This window comes from Marinobacter panjinensis, assembly GCF_005298175.1.
GTDB lineage: Bacteria > Pseudomonadota > Gammaproteobacteria > Pseudomonadales > Oleiphilaceae > Marinobacter > Marinobacter panjinensis.
Map to the genome: position 1 here is coordinate 3,296,819 of NZ_SZYH01000001.1, position 21,503 is coordinate 3,318,321.

18 protein-coding genes are annotated in these 21,503 nt (G+C 56.2%); 12 read left to right on the top strand and 6 right to left on the bottom strand.

All coding sequences use genetic code 11. The features are described from left to right. Positions 1-11 precede the first annotated feature (11 nt). Positions 12-806: an enoyl-CoA hydratase/isomerase family protein gene (locus FDP08_RS15090; RefSeq protein ID WP_137436947.1), complete on the bottom strand. Its 795-nt coding sequence runs from the start codon at positions 804-806 to the stop codon at positions 12-14. 248 nt (positions 807-1,054) lie between these two features. Between FDP08_RS15090 and FDP08_RS15095 the strand changes: the two genes are divergently transcribed. The 6 genes from FDP08_RS15095 (at position 1,055) to FDP08_RS15120 (ending at position 7,690) form a co-directional block, all read left to right on the top strand. After that, complete coding sequence (locus FDP08_RS15095) at positions 1,055-1,870, top strand: ABC transporter ATP-binding protein (protein WP_137436948.1); 816 nt, start codon at positions 1,055-1,057, stop codon at positions 1,868-1,870. Next, positions 1,870-2,748: a branched-chain amino acid ABC transporter permease gene (locus FDP08_RS15100; RefSeq protein ID WP_137436949.1), complete on the top strand. Its 879-nt coding sequence runs from the start codon at positions 1,870-1,872 to the stop codon at positions 2,746-2,748. The genes FDP08_RS15095 and FDP08_RS15100 overlap by 1 nt, the downstream gene beginning before the upstream one ends. A 1-nt stretch (position 2,749) precedes the next feature. Then, on the top strand, positions 2,750-3,793 hold the full coding sequence (locus FDP08_RS15105) for a branched-chain amino acid ABC transporter permease (RefSeq protein ID WP_137436950.1): 1,044 nt from the start codon (positions 2,750-2,752) through the stop codon (positions 3,791-3,793). Positions 3,794-3,864: 71 nt separating this feature from the next. Then, the gene (locus tag FDP08_RS15110; protein WP_137436951.1) at positions 3,865-5,073 is read left to right on the top strand and encodes an ABC transporter substrate-binding protein; all 1,209 of its coding nucleotides are present in this window, start codon (positions 3,865-3,867) and stop codon (positions 5,071-5,073) included. A gap of 8 nt (positions 5,074-5,081) precedes the next feature. After that, a complete protein-coding gene (locus tag FDP08_RS15115) occupies positions 5,082-5,891 on the top strand; it encodes an ABC transporter ATP-binding protein (protein WP_137436952.1) in 810 nt (269 codons plus the stop codon). Beyond that, positions 5,888-7,690 (top strand): AMP-dependent synthetase/ligase, encoded by a 1,803-nt coding sequence (locus FDP08_RS15120; protein WP_137436953.1) that lies wholly within the window; start codon positions 5,888-5,890, stop codon positions 7,688-7,690. Before FDP08_RS15115 ends, FDP08_RS15120 begins: the two co-directional genes overlap by 4 nt. Before the next feature lie 35 nt (positions 7,691-7,725). On the opposite strand, the gene FDP08_RS15125 is transcribed toward FDP08_RS15120, so the two are convergent. Continuing rightward, positions 7,726-8,718: a lipid A deacylase LpxR family protein gene (locus FDP08_RS15125; RefSeq protein ID WP_345789449.1), complete on the bottom strand. Its 993-nt coding sequence runs from the start codon at positions 8,716-8,718 to the stop codon at positions 7,726-7,728. Positions 8,719-9,132: 414 nt separating this feature from the next. On the opposite strand from FDP08_RS15125, the gene FDP08_RS15130 reads away from it, so the two are divergent. Further along, positions 9,133-9,585 carry a TM2 domain-containing protein gene (locus FDP08_RS15130; RefSeq protein ID WP_228263323.1) on the top strand — a complete coding sequence of 151 codons (453 nt, stop codon included), beginning with the start codon at positions 9,133-9,135 and terminating at the stop codon, positions 9,583-9,585. A 141-nt stretch (positions 9,586-9,726) separates the two neighbouring features. Here FDP08_RS15130 and FDP08_RS15135 read toward each other — a convergent pair whose 3' ends face one another. The 4 genes from FDP08_RS15135 to FDP08_RS15150 form a co-directional block, all read right to left on the bottom strand. Continuing rightward, the gene (locus FDP08_RS15135; protein WP_137436955.1) at positions 9,727-10,578 is read right to left on the bottom strand and encodes a hypothetical protein; all 852 of its coding nucleotides are present in this window, start codon (positions 10,576-10,578) and stop codon (positions 9,727-9,729) included. Further along, a complete protein-coding gene (locus FDP08_RS15140; RefSeq protein WP_137436956.1) occupies positions 10,575-12,143 on the bottom strand; it encodes a hypothetical protein in 1,569 nt (522 codons plus the stop codon). The genes FDP08_RS15135 and FDP08_RS15140 overlap by 4 nt, the downstream gene beginning before the upstream one ends. 50 nt (positions 12,144-12,193) lie before the next feature. Further along, the gene (locus FDP08_RS15145) at positions 12,194-13,585 is read right to left on the bottom strand and encodes an OmpA family protein (RefSeq protein WP_137436957.1); all 1,392 of its coding nucleotides are present in this window, start codon (positions 13,583-13,585) and stop codon (positions 12,194-12,196) included. A 276-nt stretch (positions 13,586-13,861) separates the two neighbouring features. Next, positions 13,862-14,752 carry a LysR family transcriptional regulator gene (locus FDP08_RS15150; RefSeq protein ID WP_137436958.1) on the bottom strand — a complete coding sequence of 297 codons (891 nt, stop codon included), beginning with the start codon at positions 14,750-14,752 and terminating at the stop codon, positions 13,862-13,864. Positions 14,753-14,876: 124 nt separating this feature from the next. Here FDP08_RS15150 and FDP08_RS15155 point away from each other — a divergent pair, with 124 nt between their 5' ends. Genes FDP08_RS15155 through FDP08_RS15175 form a run of 5 tightly spaced genes read left to right on the top strand, consistent with a single transcriptional unit; the run spans position 14,877 to position 21,499 of the window. Next, positions 14,877-16,319, top strand: a complete 1,443-nt coding sequence (locus tag FDP08_RS15155; protein WP_137436959.1) for an aldehyde dehydrogenase family protein — start codon at positions 14,877-14,879, stop codon at positions 16,317-16,319. A gap of 10 nt (positions 16,320-16,329) precedes the next feature. Then, positions 16,330-17,331 (top strand): membrane dipeptidase, encoded by a 1,002-nt coding sequence (locus tag FDP08_RS15160; protein ID WP_137436960.1) that lies wholly within the window; start codon positions 16,330-16,332, stop codon positions 17,329-17,331. 47 nt (positions 17,332-17,378) lie between these two features. Then, positions 17,379-19,001, top strand: coding sequence for a BCCT family transporter (locus tag FDP08_RS15165; protein ID WP_137436961.1), 1,623 nt, complete (start codon positions 17,379-17,381; stop codon positions 18,999-19,001). 3 nt (positions 19,002-19,004) lie between these two features. After that, a complete protein-coding gene (locus tag FDP08_RS15170) occupies positions 19,005-20,735 on the top strand; it encodes a protein kinase family protein (RefSeq protein ID WP_137436962.1) in 1,731 nt (576 codons plus the stop codon). Further along, positions 20,732-21,499 carry a DUF3726 domain-containing protein gene (locus FDP08_RS15175; protein ID WP_137436963.1) on the top strand — a complete coding sequence of 256 codons (768 nt, stop codon included), beginning with the start codon at positions 20,732-20,734 and terminating at the stop codon, positions 21,497-21,499. The genes FDP08_RS15170 and FDP08_RS15175 overlap by 4 nt, the downstream gene beginning before the upstream one ends. Positions 21,500-21,503: the final 4 nt, after the last annotated feature.

Below are 21,503 nucleotides of genomic sequence, written 5' to 3' on the forward strand. Positions count from 1 at the left end.
ACCATGCATCTTTAAAGTCCCTGGAAATGCGCAGGCCGCTTGGCCAGAAACGCTGACACACCCTCTGCAAAATCCTCAGTCCGGGTCATTTCCAGAAAGGCCGCTCGCTCTGTTTCCAGGTGGGCGGCCAGCTGATTGCCGTTGGCCCGGTCGGTAAGCTGGCGGAACGCGCCAAAGGCACGGGTAGGTCCGCTGGCAACTTTGCCGGTGATCTCGGTCAACAGATTTTCATAGCTGTGCTCCGGGGCAAACTCGGTAATCAGGCCCCAGTCTTTGGCTTGCGCAGCACTGAGAGTTTTCCCCAGCAACATCAGCTCCGCTGCCCGACCAGCGCCGATCCTGTGGGCCAGAAACCAGCTGCCGCCACAGTCAGGTACAGCGCCGATGCCGTTGTAGGCCACCAGGAATTTTGCATCCTCCCGGGCGATCACCAGGTCTGACATCAGCGCCAGGCTGAGCCCCGCGCCAGCGGCGACGCCCTTGACCGCGGCGATCACCGGAGCATCCATGCTGCGCAACAGCAGGATGGCCGGGTTGACCGCATCCAGGATGGCACTGATGGCATCACCCGCCTGCTCTGGAGAGCCTGCCATACTGGATACATCACCGCCTGCCATAAAGGCACGCCCCGCCCCTGTCAGAACAACACATCGCAGGCCCGCTAAGGATGTCAGCCCCTGGACAGCGGCCAGAAAGGCCTCCGCCAGGGGCACATTGATCGCGTTCAGGGCCTCCGGCCGGTTGAAGGTCAGTGTTGCTATACCGGTCTCAGGGTCAAAATCGGTGGTTACCAGTTGTTCTGCCATATCTGATTTTCTCACGCCATGGTGCATCTGAAGGTCAGTTCCCTGCGTAATGTCGTTATCAGTCCTCAGGTAACAGCGTAGAAGGGTTTGCCTAATGGTGCCTGCATGGACTACTTTAAGTCTGGGTCGGGGCGTGCCCTGATCACAAGAAAAAACAAGAATTACAATCATCTTTAGGCGTAAATGGGGTAGCTGCAAGGCGTGTTCACATGCCTGTGTTCCCGTCGCCAGGGGTGCCAGGAGGTGAAGTGAGCATCCTCGATATCAGCAACCTGTCCCTGTCGTTTGGTGGTGTGACGGCCTTGCAGGACGTCAGTTTCCGCGTGCCTGAAAGCACCATCACCACCATCATCGGCCCGAATGGCGCCGGCAAGACGTCACTTTTCAACTGTATTTCCGGTTTCTACAAACCCCAGCAGGGCACGATCAGCTACGAGGGCCAGGTGCTTTCAAGCGCTATCAAGCCGCCGCGCCGGGCCGCACTGGGCCTGGCCCGAACCTTTCAGAACATTGCCCTGTTCCGCGGTATGACCGTTCTCGACAACATCAAGCTCGGCGCCCACGTTCACATGAAAAGCGGCTTGTTGAGCGCACTGGCCTATTTTGGTCCGGCGCGCCGGGAAGAGATGGCGGTTCGCAAGGATGTGGAACAACGGATCATCGACTTCCTGGAAATCGACCATATCCGTCGCCAGCCGGTAGCGAGCCTCTCCTACGGATTGCAGAAACGGGTGGAGCTGGCCCGGGCACTGGCCATGCAACCGAAAGTGCTGATGCTGGATGAACCGGTCGCCGGTATGAACCGGGAGGAAAAGGAGGATATGGCCCGTTTTATCCTGGATATCCGGGAGGAGTGGGGCATTACCGTGCTGATGGTGGAGCACGACATGGGCATGGTGATGGATATTTCCGACCACATCGCGGTGCTCAATTTTGGTCAGGTTATTACCGAGGGCCTGCCATCGGAGGTTCAGAAGAACCCCGAGGTGATCAAGGCCTACCTGGGCAACAGTGACATCGACAGCCTGCGCAAGAAGCTCAATCCGGAAGAGGAAGCCGCCTGATGGATTGGATCTTCTTTGGTGAGATCAGCCTGGCGGGTCTGGCTATGGGCGGCTTGTATTCGCTGATCGCCCTGGGGTTTGTGATCATCTACAAGGCTACTCGGGTGATCAATTTTGCCATCGGCGAAATCATGATGTTTGCCGCCTACCTGTTCCTGGCCTTTGCTGGCGGTATGGAGATGTCGGCCTGGATTGCGCTGCCGCTGGCGGTGATCGGCGGCAGCCTTCTGGGCGGGGTGATCGAGAAAACCATGATCCGGCCGATGCTGGGTGAATCGCCCATTTCGGTCGTGATGGTGACCATCGGTATAGCCAGTATCCTGGTGGGCCTGGTGGAATTTATCTGGACCGCCGACCCGCAGTTGCTGCCCAGCTTCCTGCCCCGGGAGCCGGTGTTTATCGGTGAACTCTATCTGGCTCCGAAAATCGCCTACGGCTTCCTGATCGGGGCTGCCCTGTTGATTATTTACCTGCTCTATTTCCGTTTCTCGCGGGGTGGAGTCGCGCTGAGGGCGACGGCCTCGGACCAGGCGGCGGCCTATTCCATGGGTATTAACGTGCGCCGGGTGTTCAACATGGCCTGGGTGTTCGGTTCCCTGGCCGCGTCGCTGGCCGGTGTGCTGGTGGCCGCCACCGGCGGCCTCAGCCCGCAGTTCGGGATCATCGGGCTGAGTGTGCTGGTGGTGGTGATTGTCGGTGGTCTGGACAGCATCCTCGGAGCACTGATCGCTGGTGTATTCATTGGCTGGCTGGAGACCGTGGCTGGTGCCTATCTGGGTGGCGAATACCGGATGCCGGCGACCTTCCTGGTGCTGGCAGTGATCCTGGTGATCCGGCCCTACGGCCTTTTTGGCACCCACGAAATAGAGCGAGTGTAAGATGCGCATCGGTGACGCAAAACAGAGTTATGAGGCCGATGAGGCGATCTGGACCACTTCAACCCAAAAACTGTGGTTTGGTCTTTTCCTGCTGATTCTGCTGGTGTTTCCATTCATGGCGGATTCCTATTTGCTGTACCTCGGATGCCTGGTTGGCATTGCCGTGATCAGCACCACTGGCCTGAATATCCTGACCGGCTTTACCGGCCTGATTTCCCTGGGGCAGGCGGGGTTCATGGGCGTTGGTGCTTATACCGTGGCCTGGCTCTCCGTTAATACCGGCCTGCCATTCCCGATAACCCTGGTATTGGCCGGGCTCATGGCAGCCGCGGTAGGTATTCTGGTGGGCCTGCCCTCGCTGCGGGTCAAAGGGTTGTACCTGGCCATTGCCACCCTGGCGGCCGGTGTTTTCCTGCATTTCATCTTTGCCGAGTGGGAATCAGTCACCGGCGGTATGGGCGGCCTGAGCCTGGAGCCGGCGCATCTGTTCGGGCTGAGTTTCCAGAGCGATTTCATGATGTATTTCATCATCGTGCCGCTGGCGGTGCTGATGGTACTTGCCGCCGCGAATGTGTTCCGGACCCGTATTGGCCGGGCCTTCATTGCCATACGCGACCGGGATATTTCTGCCGAAATTCTGGGTATTGATCTGCTGCGCTACAAGCTGATGTCCTTCGCGCTCAGTTCGTTCTATGCCGGGGTAGCCGGTGGTCTGTTCGCCTATTTTTACCGGGTGGTGACGCCGGAGAGCTTCCCGCTGTCCATGTCGATTTTCTATCTTGCGGCGGTAATCGTGGGCGGCATGGGCAACCTGCTGGGAGGCATACTCGGCGCGGCCTTTATGACTCTGGTGCCGGAAGCGCTGAAACTGCTGACCGCAGCCCTGACGCCGTTTTACCCCAACGCCCCCGTGTTCATGTCGCCAATGCTGGAGATTATCTTCGGCGCGCTGATTGTGGGCTTCCTGATTTTTGAACCCCATGGCCTCGCGGAGATGTGGCATCGCATCCGCCGTTTTTTCCGCCTGTGGCCCTTTAAAAACTAACGGTTTCTCAACGAGCCTTTCACCAGGAAACCGTGCAACACCAACAACAAGAAGCAGCAAGGAGAATCAATATGTTCAGAAACATCCTCAACAAAGGTCGCCGGCTTGCCGGGCTTGGTAGCCTGGTCGCTGCATTGACCGTGGCCACCCCGGCCATGGCCCAGGACAAGGAACCCATCGTCTTCGGTGGCTCCATACCACTGTCCGGCGTATTTGCTTTTGCCGGCATTCACATCCATGCAGGCCTGACGGATTACACCGACTGGATCAACAGTGAAGGCGGTATCAATGGCCATCCGGTGAAGTACGTGATGGAAGATACCGCGTACGAGGTGGACCGTTCGGTGGCTGCTTTCAAGAAGATTTCCGGCAGTGAATCTCCGGCCACCTATTACGGTGACAGCACCGGTTTTATGAAGGCCATTGCCTCGGAGCTGAACAGCCAGGGGGATACACTGATGAGTGGCGCGTCGTTTGCCACCGCGCTGACGGATAACGAGCAGTACCCCTACCAGTTCATCCCGGGTCCCAACTACAGCCAGATGTTCGGCATCATCCTGGAGTACATTGCAGACCAGGGTAAGGACGGCGACATGCCGACCGTTGCCTTCGTCTACAGCGATACCGAGTTCGGCAAGGATCCCATCGAGAATGGCAAGGCCCGGGCCGCGGAGCTGGGTATAGAAGTGGTTGAAGATATCGTCACCAAGCCCGGCAGCGTGGACGTGTCCGCAGAAGTCCTGAAGTTGCGCCGGGTACGCCCGGATTTCGTGGTGTTCCACGGCTATGTGCTGTCGCCGATCAACGAGTTCATGGTGCAGATGCGCCAGATGGGGCTGGACACCCAGTTCATGGGTACCTTCTGGTCTTCTGACAAGCTGATCATCGACAAAATGGGCGCGGATGCGGACGGCTACATGGGTGTTATGCCCTACAACTACTATGACAGCGAAGAAAGTGGGCCGATGCTGGACGCACTCAGGGCTCAGGCCGAAAAGAGTGACCCGGAGGCCGATTACCGCCCGACCGGCTACATGCAGGCCTGGTTCAACGCCATGGTGTGGACCGAAGTGATCAAGCGCACCCTTGACGCCGACAAGGAGCTGACCGGTGAAAACATGGCCGCGGCACTGGCCTCGATTGAGGACTGGGACACCGGCGGCATCATCGGTATTCCGGTTACGGTCAGGGACATGTCCTTCCCGGTTGGCCGTATCTGGCGGGTCAATGCCGAAAAAGGCCGTTACGAGCCGGTATCGGACTGGATTCACCTCGACTGAGGGGCTGTATGGAAGCCTTACTGGAAATCGATAACATCGAGGTGGTCTACAACAAGTCGGTGCAGGTCCTCCGGGGCCTGTCACTGCGGGTGCCGGAGGGTGCCATTGTGGCGCTCCTCGGCTCCAACGGCGCCGGCAAATCCACCACCTTGAAGAGTGTTTCCGGCCTGTTGACCCTGGAAGACGGCGAAGTGACCGCCGGAGAAGTCCGTTTCCGGGGCAAGGATGTGAAGGGAACGCCGCCTGAGAAGCTGGTGCGCAATGGGTTGTTCCATGTGATGGAAGGTCGCCGTGTGTTCGAGGACCTGACCGTCGAGGAGAATCTGGTTGCCGCCACCTATGCACTCAGTGGCACCAAACCCTCCCTGAGTGACAGTTATGAACTGGTTTACAACTATTTCCCGCGACTGAAAGAGCGTCGCAAGCAACTGGCGGGGTACTTGTCGGGCGGGGAACAGCAGATGCTGGCCCTTGGCCGGGCGCTGATTGCCCAGCCGAAGCTGATCATGCTGGATGAACCTTCGCTGGGGCTGGCGCCGATGCTGGTGGAGGAAATCTTCACCATCGTGGCGCGAATCAATCGCGAGCAGGGCACGGCCATTCTGCTGGTGGAACAGAATGCTGCGGTCTCACTGGCGATAGCCTCTTACGGTTACATCATGGAGAACGGCAAAATCGTGATCGATGGCCCGGCGGACAAACTGACCGCCAACGAGGATGTGCGGGAGTTCTATCTGGGGGTGGGTGGCAAGGAAGGCGAAGCCCGCAGTTACCGTGACATCAAGCACTACAAACGCCGTAAACGGTGGCTTTCATGACAACACCATCCATACCCGAACTGACCCTGACGCAGATGTTGCGGGCCCATGCCAAAGAGCGGCCCGAGAGATTGGCACTGCGCCAGAAAGACTTCGGTATCTGGCAGGCTTACTCCTGGCAGGATTACTACGAGCGCGCCCGGCATTTCGGGCTGGGGCTCCGTGCCTTGGGGCTGAAGGAAGGTGGCCATGTGGCCATCATCTCGGAAAACCGGGTGGAGTGGGTCATTGCCCAGATGGGTATCGGCATGGTCCGGGGCATCTGTGTTGGCGTTTACCCGACCAGCCCCTGGAATGAGGTGGCCTACGTTCTTGAGCACAGCGATGCAGAGTTCGTGGTGTGCGAGGACCAGGAGCAGACCGACAAGGTGCTGGAAGCCTGGCCGGAACTGCCCAAGCTGAAGCACAACATCGCCATTGATATGAAGGGGCTGCGTTATTATCCGGAACCGCCAGCGGCGTTCGAGGATATCGAGGCCAGGGGCCGGGAATTCGAGAAAGCGCACCCGGGGCTGGTGGATGAATTGCTGGACAGCCAGCAGATGGATGACACCGCCCTGATGATCTATACCTCCGGCTCGACTGGTCGCCCGAAGGGCGCCATGATCAGCTGGGGTAACCTCCATGCCGCGGCGCCCGGCCTTATTGAGCTGCTACAGGCAGACGAGCATGGTTCCAGTCTGTCCTATCTCCCGCTATGCCATGTGGCGGAGCAGGCGGTTACCAACATTGCGCCGGTTTATGTGGGCAGTACGGTCAGCTTTGGCGAGAGCCTGCGGACGATCCAGGAAGATCTGCGTGAGATCGCACCGACCTTTTTCCTGGGGGTGCCCAGAATCTGGGAGAAGCTGCATTCCTCCATTTACATCAAGATCCAGGAAACCGGACGGGTCCGGCAGGCGTTATTTAACCGGACAATCCGGGCTTGTGCGCCAATGGCGACCAAATCCCGGACCCAATGGAGCCTGAAAGAAAAGTGCCTCTTCAGCCTCAGTTACTGGCTGGTGTTCCGTGCGCTACAGAATTTCATCGGCCTGCGCCGGTGCACCCTGGCGATGACCGGCGCTGCACCCATTTCCACCGGGATTCTCGAGTTTTTCCGGACTATCGGTGTTCCCCTGGTGGAAGTCTACGGCCAGACGGAAAGCACCGGTGTTGCAACGGCCCAGCAGGTGGATGATGTACATCTCGGAACCGTGGGCGTTGCCGTCTCCGGCGTGGAGGTCAAGCTCGGTGAACACAACGAAATCATCATGCGCGGCGGCAGCATGTTCAAGGGTTATTACAAGAACGACGAGACAACCGCCGCAACTCTGAAAGACGGCTGGCTGCACACCGGGGATGTGGGTGAATGGCGGAGCGGCCAGCTCAAAATTGTTGATCGCCTGAAAGACATCATCATTACCGCCGGGGGCAAGAACCTCTCACCCACCGAGATTGAAAACACCGTCAAGGCCAGCCCTTACATCAAGGAATGCATCGTGATTGGTGAGGCCAGGAAGTATGTCTCTGCCCTGATCCAGATCGACTTCGACACGGTGGCCAAATGGGCCGAACAGGAGCGGATTGCCTACACCACTTTCCGCAGCCTGACCGAGCACGAGCGGGTGAACGAACTGATTGAGGCCGAAGTGAACAAGGCCAACGAACAGTTGCCCCAGGTGGCGCAGATCAAACGTTTCCACCTGCTCACCAAAGAGCTCGACCACGACGATGATGAAGTGACGGCCACCATGAAGGTGCGCCGCAGCAAGATCTATGAAAAATACACCGATGTCATTGAGTCGCTATATGCCTGACGGGTGTGCGTCCTGAAACACCCATCGCGGTTACATCAAAGGGCCCATGTCATCGAGAGGCTGCCAAAGTTGAAGTTGTCTTTGTTGGAATCTTCCTCGCCAGTCGTTGCTCGCAGAATCAGGGCTAACTGCAGCTGATTCCACTGCCAGGTTCCGCCGATGCCAGCCTGACCCTGGACCAGGCTTTCGTCGAACTGGTAGGGAGCGGAGTTTGCATCAAGATAGGAATAGGGCACAAATTCCAGCCCCAAACCGATAAATACGGACCATCCGTGGCGCCGCGCACTCAAAGCTCCCGGCAGCCCTATCGTGGAGGCTGTGCCGGCGTAGTCGGGTACGAAATTGACCGGCAGGTGCTGCCCGATACGCCAGACCACTCCGACCCTGCCGTCCGTTCTGAAGCTGGAGAGCCTGGCCGAGCTGATCAGCGAAACCTCCTGCTCCAGGCCATCTGGTGAACCGCTTTGCGCTACTTTTCTGGCATGTGCTGCCTGCACGCCGCCAACGACATCGGTTCCGAGTTGGAAGTCCCAGCCGTTGGGTTCTTCACTTCCAGTCAGCTTGTGCACCCACTTCTGGGATGCTGCCGCGCCGCTTTCCGGGCCTACAACGCCGAGGTGGGCACCGTAACCGGTAATACTGTTGGTATCCCAGCTCCATAGTGTGGTGCTGACAGCGAGATACCCTGCATAGGGGAGGTCGTTCAACCGGGGCTCATTGGCGCTGATATCCTCCGGAGTGACTATCAGCTGTCTCAAGCTGACGGCAAGCGCCTGTTTCTTTTCGAGCTGGTCTATACCGGGCAGGAAGCCGAGGGAATCCGATGCGTAACGTGCAAGTCTGGAAGATTTCCTTTGCCGGTTATCCGCGGTTGCCGTCAGGTAGGAGAGCTTTACACCATTGGTGTATCCCCTGTCTGAGCCGGTAAGTAAGTCGTTATCCCAGGCAATGTTGAAAGTGTCGGCCTGAGCGGTAACCGAAAACGTCAAGAGTGCCAGGCTTACAAATAAAGTTGGCGAGGCTCGCATTAGCACATGCGAGAGAGATAAAGGGGGCTTCAGGGGCACGGAGCACTCCAACGTAACATCGATTGGCATTTTATAACGTAGTCATTGGATTAAATCCAGGCATTGAGCCTCGAGTGTCAATGGCTTAATGACTTGTTTATGAACTGAGGTGTTTTGGTTGAATGTTTCCTTTCAAGGGGCTTTTTATATTTGTTCGCCAAATTTTTAAATTGCCTGGTGAAGTTCTATTTTTCAATAGTTTACATTTAATTTCAGACATATAGTGTATTGTCTGACAGGCCTGTTTTGGCGTTATATTTTTTGGGGAAATAGTTCTCAAATAAAATTTGTGTCAATGCTAATGTGTTTAAAATATTAGAGTATCTAAATACTTCTGATCTGTTTTAAATGGAAATCTACCAATAAAGAAGGATGATGACATTGAAAGGTAAAATTCTTGACTTTAATAGTGAAGATCGGACTGGTTTGATTTCCGGGGATGATGGCAACCGTTACAAAGTTGATATCGCTCATTGGAAAGGGAATGCGCTGCCTGCCCAAGGGACTGTTGTGGATTTCGGAGTTAATGGCGAATACGCGGAAGATGTTTATCCCGATGGTGGCGTTGCGTCAAAAGGGTCGTCGAAGAAAATCGGTGCGGCGCTGTTTGCGTTTTTCCTCGGAGCATTTGGTGCTCACAAGTTCTATCTTGGCTACACCAAGCAGGGTGTGATCATGCTTCTGACTTTTCTCTTTGGCCTGATTCTCTTCGGGATTCCTTCAATGATCATTGGGGTAATCGCCTTTATCGAATTTGTTCTGTATCTCGTTAAATCGGATGAAGAGTTCGAAAGGACTTACGTGACTGGAAATAAAGCCTGGTTTTAAATCCCTGAAAACGGATTTTGATAACTGTTTTTCCGTTCATCGGTGACCGCACAAGCGGTCACCGATTTTATTATGAACTCTGAAGTTGTGGCGTTGGATTCAGATATTAAATTGCTCGTTGTGGTTCGCCGGGCCGGGGCCTCAGCGTAGGGCTTCAAAAAGCTCTGGCTGCCCCCAGCCGGTGAGGGTTCCTCCGGATCGCTCGAAATACCCGGACCAGAAATCTTTCATCTTGCGCATGGTCGACTGGCTGAGATAACCGTCGTTACCTGAGATTCCGGCACCCACGATATTGACACTGGCACCGCCAAGGTTTGAAAGAAGGCCATGCTTGGAAGCTTTCTCCAGGCTCGACTGGACATTGAGATTGTTAATGCCCCCGGCGCCATAGAAGGATATCGTTTCTGAGTTTTCCATCATGTCAGATACAAGCAAAACCACCTTCCGCTCTGCTTCCGACTGGCTGATGACCCCGTTGCTGAAATTTGCCAGCGAGCCCATCAATTCAGTTTTCGGCAGATCAGTGCTGGCTTGCTCGAACGCTTCCTTCATGCTGGCGTCGATACGTTTGCGCACAAACATGTTTTGCCTGGCCATGCAGTCATCGAATGCTCGGAGCTTCTTTGTGCCAATCACATATCGTTGATCATCTGCGAGTGCGTAGTCGATCTTTCCGGTCACTGGCATTGATGCATAGCGGCCTTCGGCATAGGCACTGAATGTCAGTAGTGTGAAACGATCACCCGGATTCAAAAACTCATGGATTTTCTGATGGGAGTGTCGTTTCAGATCGACATCCAGCTTCAATGTCTGGTCAATGATCACAAACAGCTCGCGTGCTGGCGCTTTCGATTCAGGTGCTTGATTGCCGAGCACTGAGTAGCAGCTTGGAAAGTCATCCCTTGGACTGGCAGTAGCGACTGACGTCGATACTGCCAAGGCTACGAATGAGAGAGTTCGACCAGTGATCGTCAGAAGATCTCTGAAGCTCATTTGTCTGCAGCCTCAAGCATGCGTAACGCTTCCTCTTGGGATACGGCCGGCTTTTTTGCCTGCTCCTTCTGTTGCTGTTTCACCAGTAGGGCGACCGTTTCCTCTCGGCCCCACCCCAGCTTATCCATCCACTCCTGTATGGCCTCTTCCGGGATTTGAGACTCACTGGTAGCAGAAGACTGAGAGGAAGGTTCCTCTACCTTTGGAGCGCTCTGAGTCGGCGCATCATGCGTCGGTTGTGGCTTCTGGATACTGGCCATCTCTTCATCCCGAGCGTGGCGACCCTTGGAGGAATCAACGTGGTCGGAACTATGATCCTTGCGCACAGTTTGGGCATAGGCAAGGAACGTTCTTCCGTTGCCAGACTCAAGTGCCTTGAGCGTAGAGGTATCGATCGCCGTGTCTGACAGCTTCTTCGCCATCTTGCCCTGCAGCTTGGTCAGGTTGCGCTGCGCAATTTGAGAAACGACATTCCGTTTACGCTCCTGGTAGACCTGGAATTCCTCCCGATTCTTGAATTTACCGGTGAACTTGGCAGCCACGGCTGATTCGGATCCGGCAAAGCCCTTTTTGATGCCGATCAGAACACCCACGATCTGCAGAAAAATAAAGATGACAGCAAGCACGATGAAGGTGCCCCAGCCGCCCTTGAGCGTGGCGTCTTTGATGGTTTCGTCAACTCTGCTGTCCACTTCTTCCTGGCTGGACCTCAGCTCAGCCGGGATCGCATCTGCGTAAGGATCAGCAGATTGTGAGCTGGCAACTGGATCGTGGGCACCAGCCAGCTCGGACTCAAGCACCTGGCCGCGAACAAACGTTGCCCCCAGTGCGATAAGCACAACCATTATGCCGGTCATGACCGTCACCTTGTAAGACGGAGTAACGCTGTGGTTTGCGTCAATGCGGCTCAGCAGTTGGCGCCAGGCGGGCTCATTGTCATCAATCTCGTTATTGTCGAGCGAAACTTCCGTGTTGGGCATCATGGCTTTATGCTGACCGTTCTCACTCTGCCGGAACCATGCACGTACCTTCTTCACCATTTTGTTGTGGTGAAGCTCATGACCAGTAGCGTGAGTCATAAAGACCAGCAGCATGGAGATCAGCAGGGCAATACCAACGGCCCCCTGTTGTTTCAGCGCCTCACTGGCTCCCGGAATGGTGAAGCCTGCCAGAACGTAGGAGAAACCCATCGCCTCGATGAAGACCATTACAGCGATGGCGACCCAGCCGAAAAAGCCCAGCTTGGAGCGGCCCAGCTCGGTTACCTTTCGAAGATAGCTTCGACAGCTATCAAAGAAATCCGGTCCTTTATCAACTTCCTGGAAATACGGCTGAAACTCACTGCACAGTGACTTTTCGGCGGAAAACCAGCCAGAGTCTTCCCGACTTCCGCTGTTGGAGAGCCTGGCGATTTTGCCAAAAACTGGCATGTTCATGCGTAGACGCAGTATGAAGAACGAGACTTCATCCCAGTATTTCCTGATGAGCAAAGTCGCCAGAATGGTCAGGACAATTGCCCCGAGGATTATTCGGTACTCATCAATTGCGGTCAGAATTGATTCCATGGTGATACCTTTTCCTTATTATCTGATATTTGCGTCTGGTCGAGAGCTGTTCAATTCAGCCGCTTGAGTTGGATATTCTGTTCGAGCAGATGGTCGCCTGCCGAGTAGTAGAGCTTTCCTTCCTTCGCTGCTTTCAGGCTGGTGTTGCCCATCACTACGTCCATGCATTGAACCGCCCGGGCATCGTGGAAGTATGCTCTGACCAGAAGGCCGGCCTCTCCTGGATAGGCCTCTACGTGCGGCTTCAAGGTGTGGTCGGCTGTCTTGTCACTGGCAACGTTTTCGTACACGGTTACCGTTGGTGATCCCTGTGGCGCTCCGGTTTCGCGCAGAATGTACAGGTCCTGAATCGCAACCATGTGTCCATTGACCGTATCGAGCCAGACACTTCCATTCAGGCCGGGCCAGTAGTTCGACATTTCTCGCTCTTGAATGCCGAGCTTCTTCCCCGACGCGAGATTTTGTATGTCACCGATCTTGCGTGGGCCATCCATGAAGCAGGGAGACAGCTCCACTGGTTCGCTCGCTACGGCTTTCCTGAACATTGAGAAACCAATGCCACCTTCGTCGCTTGCCGGTTGGCCAGTGGCTTGAAGGATTGTGTTGAAATCGGATGTTGCCTGGGTACCACCAAAATCAACGGCTGCATATTTGGCGAGGTCTTCCGCTCGCTCCTGCTGCGAAGGTTCTGGTGTTTTCTCAACACGCTTCAGAATCTCGGTTTTTTCCTGACTGGTCCGGTTGGAGTGTGCAAGGTAAGCTCGATTATTCTGGCGCTGCAGATTGTAGGCCGCCAGTGATTGCTCTGAATCTATTTCGACGATTTCCACGCGGCGGTTGGTGGCTCGACCATCGGCAGTGTCGTTGGTTGCAACGGGCTGGGATTCACCAGCACCCTGAAAGTAGATTTGATCAGCGGGGACACCAACCTCCTGAAACAATTTTGCTACCGTTCGCGCACGACGCTCAGACAGTTGCTCGTTGTAGCCGTCGTTTCCCGTTGCATCGGTATGACCGATTACCAGAATTTTCTGGGGTTTTTCGCGGTAAACGGTCGCGACACTCATGAGATCCAGACGAGCTTTGGTTTTCAGTCCTGCGGAGCCGACCTCAAACATCCCGCCCTCATTGATGGACAACTCCAAACCATTCTCTCTGTCAGAGTTAAAGGTTTTGACCTTTTTGGTTTCCAGCGCAATATTTTTTTCTTCGGCAATTTTCCGAAGCTCGGCCTGTCTTTGGTCGTACAGTTCACCGAGAAGGAGCCCGCCTATTGCGCCGGCAGCGATACAAGCTGGATCGCCGTCACATGCCAGGGCACCTGCAACCATTCCACCGGCAGCGCCGATGACCTTGCCCCCATGCTTTTCCATGAAGGCACATCCGGGCAGAATCGCTATCGAACTAACCGATACAGCAAGCGCAATCTGCTTTTTGTTCATTGTCTTTCCTTTTTATTGCTTTGGTTCGTAGATCCGGATTCAGTCAATGTTCAGAGCGCTCGGGAAAAAACGTAATCGTGAGCATTGGTCCAGGCAGGTGGGCAAGGATATGCAATTCAGGCTTTAAACTGTTAAAAAATATTCATGAAATGTGGGAATTCTTTTAAATTTAACGACCTTTGACATTTATTAGATTTATATTGATTGTTTTTTAACCGTGGGGTGGGCCTGCTGCGGTCCTTTGTTATATATCGACACCCCGGCCGCCAGCGGTCTTTACGCCTGAATGGCCGAACCTGCCAGGCGCTTCATTATGAGCCGCTCCAGTACCTGGGCCGACGGTGACAGCGATCGGTTGGCCAGTTTGATGATACCGATCCGGCGGACGAGCTTGGGCTCACTCAGGGGTACAAAGCGCAATTTCAGGTTATCGACGGGAAAGGCCAGTCGCGGCAGTGTAGTAATGCCGCTACCAGCCTCGAGCATGGCGAGCAGCGAAATCATGTTGGAAATATAAAAGTCGTTGTTATTCACCAGGCCGGCGGCTGCGGTATGTTTGAGAAGCCGCGAGGTACCGTTGGCGATGCAACGCTCGTTCTTCAGTTCCTGCCACTGCAGGCTTTCCCGGTTTGCCAGCCGATGATCCCGATGCAGGACTACCCCGATATTGTCTTCGAACAGGTGGGTGTAGCTCAGGTGTTCGTCCTGCGCCCACACGCTGCTGATGCCCAGGTCGACCTCGCCGTTGGCGACCATCCGGCAGACAAACTCGGCATTTTCGTCGTGCAGATTTATGTTGATGTGCGGGTACTCGGCAATGAATGCCGCGAGAACTTCCGGCATCAGACGGCTCGCAACGGATGGCACGGTAGCCAGCGTGACTCGCCCTTGCTGCCCCTCGGCGGCATGCTGTAAATCGCTTGCGAGACGGTCGTGCTGCTTGATCAGCTCCCGGAACCTGGGCAGGCAATACTCGCCATAGGGTGTTAACTGTCCCTTCTGATTCTTTTCGAACAACGGCTGTCCCAACCGTTCCTCCAGATCCCTTATAGCCATGGACAACGCCGGCTGGCTGCGATGCAGCTGTCGCGCAGCTCCGTGGAAACTGCCTTCCTCCCATACTGCCAGCACGTAACGTAGTTGTTGAATCTTGAGTTCGAGCGCCATGCGTTTTCTACCCCGACCCGGTTCTGCTGAAACTATAAATATATCTTATCAAAAATGCGATATTTTTGATTATCCTTATATATGAAAGAGGTCTAGGGTGTGGGTAATCACTAAGGAGGAACCCATGTCACAGTCATACGCACTCTACATTGGTGGAGAGTGGGTTAAGGGCGAAAACGCCGCCCTGCCTAACCGGAACCCGTCAGATCTGAATGACATTGTTGGCCATTTCGATCAGGCCAGTGCCGGCCAAGTCAAGCAAGCCATTGCTGCGGCAAGGGAGGCTCAGAAGGCGTGGGACAAAACAGGGCTTGAGGCCCGTTACAGCGCGCTGATGGCTATCGGTAATGAGTTGATTACCCGCAAGGACGAACTCGGTGAGCTGCTTTCACGTGAGGAAGGCAAGCCGCTGGTGGAGGGAAAGGGCGAGGTGTATCGCTCTGGCCAGTTCTTTCATTATTACGCCGCTGAAGTGCTGCGCCAGATTGATGACCGTGTGGCGTCAGTGCGGCCCGGTGTTGAGATAGAAACACGCCGCGAGCCGCTGGGCGTTGTCGGGGTGATCAGCCCATGGAACTTCCCCATGGCGACGGCCGTTTGGAAAATCGCCCCGGCCCTGGCTTTCGGGAACGCAGTGGTTTTCAAACCTGCCAATCTGGTCCCGGCGAGCGCCTGGGCGCTGACAGAAATTATCAGTCGCCAGGGACTGCCCCCCGGTACGTTCAACCTGGTCACCGGCAGTGGTCGCGAAGCGGGCGAAGCCCTGATTACGAGTTCGCATGTCCATGCCATTACCTTCACCGGGTCGCTGGAGGTTGGTCGCCGTGTAGCGGCCGCTACCGCTGCCAACCTGGTGAAGTGCCAGCTGGAGATGGGCTCCAAGAACGCCCTTATCGTGCTGGACGACGCTGACCTGGATGTCGCGGTTGATGCAGCCTTCGCCGGTGCCTATTCCGGTTCTGGACAGAAGTGCACCGCCTCTTCACGGCTGATTGTTACCGAAGGCGTGCATGATGAATTCGTCGCCAGGCTGACCGCAAAGCTCGCAGATGCAAAGGTTGGCCCGGCGCTGGCGGACGGCACGGTCATCGGCCCTATCGCCAGTGATAGCCAGCTGGCAGCGAATCGCCGTTGGGTGGATGTTGCATTGCAGGAAGGCGCCACGCTGGCTTTCGGCGGCAAGGATGTGAAGGTCGGCAGTGAGGGCTATTACATGCAACCGGTGTTGTTCACAGACACCACCAATGACATGACCATCAACCGGGACGAGGTATTTGGTCCCGTCGCCTGTGTGATCCGGGTTCCGGATTACGAAGCGGCACTGACCACCCTCAACGATACCAACTATGGCCTTACTGCCGGTCTGATCACCCGCTCCCTGCATTGGGCGACGGATTTCAAGGCAAGGGCGGAGACCGGTTGCGTCATGGTGAATCTGGCCACTGCCGGCACCGATTACCACGTGCCCTTCGGTGGGCGTAAGGATTCCAGTTTCGGGCCGCGGGAACAGGGCCGATACGCCCGGGAGTTCTACACAGTCGTTAAAACCTGTTACACCAAGGCCTGAGGTTGCCACCATGTCAAAGTCTGTTCTGACCATTGATGGTTTGCAGTACTCGAACTGGTCACGAGCCATCTTTGAGGAAATGCGGGAAGGTGGTGTTGATGCTGTGCACGCCACCCTGGTGTATCACGAGAACTGCCGCGAGACCTTACTGCGTTTCGGAGAATGGCAGCGGCGCTTCGAGATACATCAAGACCTGATCGTGCCGGTGCGCCAGGCCAGTGACATTGAGCTTGCAAGGGAAAGTAATCGCGTGGGCATATTCTTTGGTGCCCAGAACTGTTCTCCCATCGAAGACGATATTGATCTGGTCGCCATCATGCGCCGGTTAGGCCTGATGATCATGCAGCTCACCTACAACAATCAGAGTCTGTTGGCCTGTGGCTGTTACGAAGCTGAAGACAGTGGCATCACCCGTTTTGGCAGGCAAGTGATTCGGGAGATGAACCGCGTCGGTATGTTGATTGATATGTCACACAGTTCGGAACGTTCAACGCTTGAGGCCATCGAATTGTCGGAGCGGCCAGTGATTATTTCCCATGCTAACCCGGCGAGTTTCCATGCGGCCAAACGCAATAAGTCCGATGAAGTATTGCGGGCAGTGGCCCAGAGCGGCGGCATCCTGGGATTCTCCGTGTACCCATTCCATCTCAGGAATGGGCCGGACTGCACGCTGGACGAATTCTGCGGCATGGTAGCTGATACCGCAGAGCTGATGGGAATCGACCACATTGGCATTGGCACCGACCTGTGCCAGGGGCAACCGGAATCGGTACTGACCTGGATGCGGAACGGCCGATGGACCAAGGCCATGGACTACGGCGAGGGCAACAAGGCGAATGCCGGCTGGCCGAGGCCACTGTCCTGGTTCAGCGACAACCGCCACTTCAACAACATTGCAGAAGGTTTGTACCTGAAAGGGTTTAATAACGATGAGATCGAGAAAATCATGGGCCGTAACTGGCTCCGGCAATTAACCGAGGGTACACGGCCTCAGGCAGGGGCGGTGTACTGAATTTTGTTCCAACTATACAGTTCCAACAACAAAAACAGGTAAGCGCCATGACAATCTCAGCCAGTACTACCGCGACTTCGGAAGCGGGTATCAAGCGCTTGGGGGACCCGATCGTATTGGGCCTGAGCATCGGATTCATACTGCTTTTTCTTGGGCTCTCACTGTATGACATTGAGTGGACCGCCGGGCTAATTTCCAGCGGTTTCGCCTGGACGGCCAAGACCCTGGGATCTTACTTTCAGCTTCTACTGTTGCTGACCTTTCTGATCGGGATGGGTGTGGCCATATCGCCTGCAGGTAGCGCCAAGGTGGGCAACCGGAGTACCCCGGAGTTGAGCACCTTCAAATGGTTGTCCATTATCATGTGTACGCTCCTGGCCGGTGGTGGTGTGTTCTTCGCCGCCGGCGAGCCAGTCTATCACTTCGTAGTGACACCTCCGGTATTTGATACCGAGGCCGGTACTGCGGCGGCGGTTGCACCGGCCCTGGCGCAATCGTTCATGCACTGGGGATTTCTGGCCTGGGCAATTCTGGGCACGCTGTCGGCCATCGTGCTGGCCCATGCCCATTATGTGAAAGGTCAGCCACTGCAGCCCCGAACACTGCTCTATCCGGTGTTTGGCGACCGGGTGATGCACGGCTGGTTTGGTGGCCTGGTGGATGCTGCCTGTGTAATAGCTGTGGTTGCCGGCACCGTGGGGCCGATCGGATTCCTCGCCACTCAGGTCAGCTTTGGCCTCCATGAGCTATTCGGTTTCCCCCAGGGGTTCGGCACGCAGCTGATGATCCTGCTGGTGCTGGCAGCGGTTTACGTAACGTCAGCCATGACCGGTATCCATAGGGGGATCCAGCTTCTGAGCCGTTTCAATGTCTTTCTGGCTCTGGCGATCGCGGCGGTTATTTTCATTTTCGGTCCTACCCTCTTCCTGACCAATGCCTATACTCAGGGTTTCGGGGAGTACGTCACGTCCTTTTTCGCCATGGCAACGGTTACGGCTGGCACTGCCGAGGGCTGGTGGATGCAATGGTGGACAGTGTTCTTCTTCGCCTGGTTCCTGGGTTACGGTCCGCTGATGGCGATCTTCGTCGCTCGCATATCCCGTGGCCGGACAATCCGCCAGATGATCCTCGCCGTGGGCGTGATGGCGCCCGTGGCGACCACCATCTGGTTTACCCTGCTGGGGGGCTCCGGTATTTTTTACCAGCTAACGGGCGCCATCGACCTGACTGATGCACTGAACAATTTCCAGTTTGACGTTGCCACGCTCACCATCGCCCAGGCGCTCCCCGGCGGTACGCTGATGGCCCTCGCCATTCTTGTGCTCACCACCATATTCGTGGCGACCACCGGCGATTCCATGAGCTATGCCATTGCTGTAGTCAGCGCTGGGCATGACGACCCTGACCCCGTTGTGAGAGCCTTCTGGGGTGTGGCGATGGCATTGATGGCAGCGGTACTTCTCTACATGGGGGCAGGGCAGATCAGTGCCTTGCAGCAGTTCATTGTTATTACGGCAATACCGGTCTCGCTGATTTTGCTGCCGTCGCTGTACATTGGCCCGAAATCCGCCTATGCCATGGCAAGGGAGCAGGGCATTGTGCCTCCCAAAGGCGAAGTGGCCCTGGTGGGCGCGACCACGGGCTCAGCTGAATCTGTTTCGGAGGACTGACCGATGGCTACCCAGTTGGATGTGCAACCTCAACTGAAATTGCGGCCCGCCGCCAGAGTAATGAACCTGGTGCGGCTGGGTAGTCTGCACGCCAGCCGCCTGAGCTTCTCACGCAGCCTGGTTCGCCAGATGGCACGTGAGGACTGGACTGTAACAACTGTGCGGAATGATCTGGATGAGCACGGCCACGGTGTCATGATCTACCGCTTGCAGACGCCCCATCATACGTACCACGGTGTGATATTTTCCCAGCACCTTGAGCCTGAGCGGCGGTCCGATCGAGTTATTGCCGAGGCATGGGACGTTACGTTCGCGCTCGTCGAAGGGGCGGTTGAGGGCAGCCTACTGGCCCAGATGGCTGCCAACGTTCCCTTGCAGGAGGCCGGCCGGCAGCATCCGAGGCTGCTGGTGCTGTCCCGGGCGAACAAGAGCCTGCGTAACTTCAGTCATTTTATCGATGCCCTTGCCTCCGGGAGACAGCCAGATCCGGCCTGGCTGACCCGCGTGGGCTATCTCTATCGAACTACGGCTGTCTATGGCAATGGCAAGTTCGGCATTGCCGACTACGCGCGCCTGCAGAAGAACCCGGATTTCCACCGGCCGTTCTCGGCGCAGATGTTTGCCGTCTATTTGTTGCGACATTTCTCCATACAGCAGGTGGAGCATCTGGCCCGATCGCGTGCGCCGGATCGGGCGGTCGGGCTTGCCCCTGCGCTGCAACGCTACCTGGGCATTGGTAACTCCACCGGTCTGGGCATGGCACCTTTCCTGATCAATCATCCGCAACTGATCCAGCAATGGGTGTATTGCCGTGAACGAGCGCTGGCCTGGGCTCGCGAGCAACCTCCTGCCGATAACGTGCGCCGGGATTTGTTGTCGCTGCTGCAACGGGCTCACCGGCACTTTGTGGAAACAGTGACGGAAGACGCCGAACAAACCCAACGAAATCTCGCCACGGTGGAATCGATTGCGGCAGTCATTGATTGGCTGGAACGGACATCGGCGAGATCCAGTCTCTGGAGCGATCTGCTGGCATGGGCGGACAATCATTGTTCGCTCGAAGCCCAGGAGTTGATTAATACGTTGTTGATCGAACTTTACCCGGACCTGATCGATGCCGTTGAGGATGAACTTGGCTGCGAGGAAATCCTCGAGTTACAGCCGGAGGTAAAAGCTGCTGCGTTGAAACAGACCATTGAGACCCGCTTTGCCTGGGCGCTGGACTACGATCCCAAGAACCCGGAGCACCGGCACTGGTTCTGGTATCGCTCCGCTGAGAAGGAAGAACCCCGGTTGGGGGTGCGTGCGGAAGAACCCGGTGCCGAGAAGGAAATGCAGCTCGCCATGGGGCCTCGAATTCACCGCACCTACCAACTGCTGGATGCGTTCCTGGACCGCAGCCCCCGGGGCTCTGTTGTGGAATTTCTGCTGGCGCATCCTGGTCAGAAGGAGTGCGTGCGGCGTATCCAGACCATGGGTGCGACGCCTTATGGCGAGATACGGGCCAACCTGTGGCATCGGGATATGAAGCCGATGCATTTACTGCGCACCAAACTGTCTTTTTTCGGCGCCAGCCGATTTGACCCCAAGTCTGACCGCTGGGTGAGAGTGACGCTGTTTCAGGGCGCGCCCCTGTTTTGCGAATTGTTCAGCGATCACGGCACCGATAAGGCACGCCTGAAGGCGCTCGACGACTGGAGCTTTCCCGTGGAACCGGATCTGAACGCGTTATGAAAGTGTCTTTCAATGAACTGCAGGGTATGGGCCGCAAAGCCTTTATCGGGATAGGTTTTGAAGAGGGAGACGCCATCGACGCCGCCGAAATGGTGGCCTGGATGGAAGCCCACGGCCTGGGTGGCGTGGCGGCCCTGAAAAAAGGGCTCGACTACCTATTGAATGAGGATCCCGCTGAAACCCCGACCCTGGTGTATCAGGACGCTGACTTCAGTGTACTGGACGCTCACAACCACAGCATCCTGGGCAATGCCAGCCTGGCAGTGGAACTGGGCTATGCCCGGGCGAGAGCACGCGGACTATCCATCACCAAGGTCCGCCATTGTCACAACAGGGTCCTCGTCATCGGCTACCTCTCCAGACTGGCGCGCCGGGGTATGAACGTGACGGCCTTCTGGCGCAACTCGCACGAACCCCTGATTGAACAGGTGGTTGGTTTCAAAGCTGGCCATCCCGTGCCCGAGATCTGTGTTTACAGCCTGGAGGAGTTGCCCGACGATACCGAGAGGAACGACGGCATCACCCTGATCATGGCCAACCATGTCGACCTGCTGCCGAGCCTGCGCTCGGACTACGCCCTGACCAATCTCATGCGGCAAACCGAGGAGGACCTCGAGCGACAGCGTGACCGGGCCCTGGTGGAAGGTCTGGAAGTGGACGATGAGCTTTGGAAAACTCTCAAAACCCTGGCCGACCGGCTGTTGGTCGAAGCCTCCGAGGCTTCTCGCAGTGGCGCAGGCGCAGGAGCCAGCGACAATGATTGAATGG

Excerpts from the sequence above, each read along its gene's own strand:
- FDP08_RS15090 (WP_137436947.1), bottom strand. The coding sequence starts at position 806 with ATGGCAGAACAACTGGTAACCACCGATTTTGACCCTGAGACCGGTATA.
- FDP08_RS15100 (WP_137436949.1), top strand. The coding sequence starts at position 1,870 with ATGGATTGGATCTTCTTTGGTGAGATCAGCCTGGCGGGTCTGGCTATG.
- FDP08_RS15105 (WP_137436950.1), top strand. The coding sequence starts at position 2,750 with ATGCGCATCGGTGACGCAAAACAGAGTTATGAGGCCGATGAGGCGATC.
- FDP08_RS15110 (WP_137436951.1), top strand. The coding sequence starts at position 3,865 with ATGTTCAGAAACATCCTCAACAAAGGTCGCCGGCTTGCCGGGCTTGGT.
- FDP08_RS15115 (WP_137436952.1), top strand. The coding sequence starts at position 5,082 with ATGGAAGCCTTACTGGAAATCGATAACATCGAGGTGGTCTACAACAAG.
- FDP08_RS15120 (WP_137436953.1), top strand. The coding sequence starts at position 5,888 with ATGACAACACCATCCATACCCGAACTGACCCTGACGCAGATGTTGCGG.
- FDP08_RS15125 (WP_345789449.1), bottom strand. The coding sequence starts at position 8,718 with ATGCGAGCCTCGCCAACTTTATTTGTAAGCCTGGCACTCTTGACGTTT.
- FDP08_RS15130 (WP_228263323.1), top strand. The coding sequence starts at position 9,133 with ATGACATTGAAAGGTAAAATTCTTGACTTTAATAGTGAAGATCGGACT.
- FDP08_RS15135 (WP_137436955.1), bottom strand. The coding sequence starts at position 10,578 with ATGAGCTTCAGAGATCTTCTGACGATCACTGGTCGAACTCTCTCATTC.
- FDP08_RS15140 (WP_137436956.1), bottom strand. The coding sequence starts at position 12,143 with ATGGAATCAATTCTGACCGCAATTGATGAGTACCGAATAATCCTCGGG.
- FDP08_RS15145 (WP_137436957.1), bottom strand. The coding sequence starts at position 13,585 with ATGAACAAAAAGCAGATTGCGCTTGCTGTATCGGTTAGTTCGATAGCG.
- FDP08_RS15150 (WP_137436958.1), bottom strand. The coding sequence starts at position 14,752 with ATGGCGCTCGAACTCAAGATTCAACAACTACGTTACGTGCTGGCAGTA.
- FDP08_RS15155 (WP_137436959.1), top strand. The coding sequence starts at position 14,877 with ATGTCACAGTCATACGCACTCTACATTGGTGGAGAGTGGGTTAAGGGC.
- FDP08_RS15160 (WP_137436960.1), top strand. The coding sequence starts at position 16,330 with ATGTCAAAGTCTGTTCTGACCATTGATGGTTTGCAGTACTCGAACTGG.
- FDP08_RS15165 (WP_137436961.1), top strand. The coding sequence starts at position 17,379 with ATGACAATCTCAGCCAGTACTACCGCGACTTCGGAAGCGGGTATCAAG.
- FDP08_RS15170 (WP_137436962.1), top strand. The coding sequence starts at position 19,005 with ATGGCTACCCAGTTGGATGTGCAACCTCAACTGAAATTGCGGCCCGCC.
- FDP08_RS15175 (WP_137436963.1), top strand. The coding sequence starts at position 20,732 with ATGAAAGTGTCTTTCAATGAACTGCAGGGTATGGGCCGCAAAGCCTTT.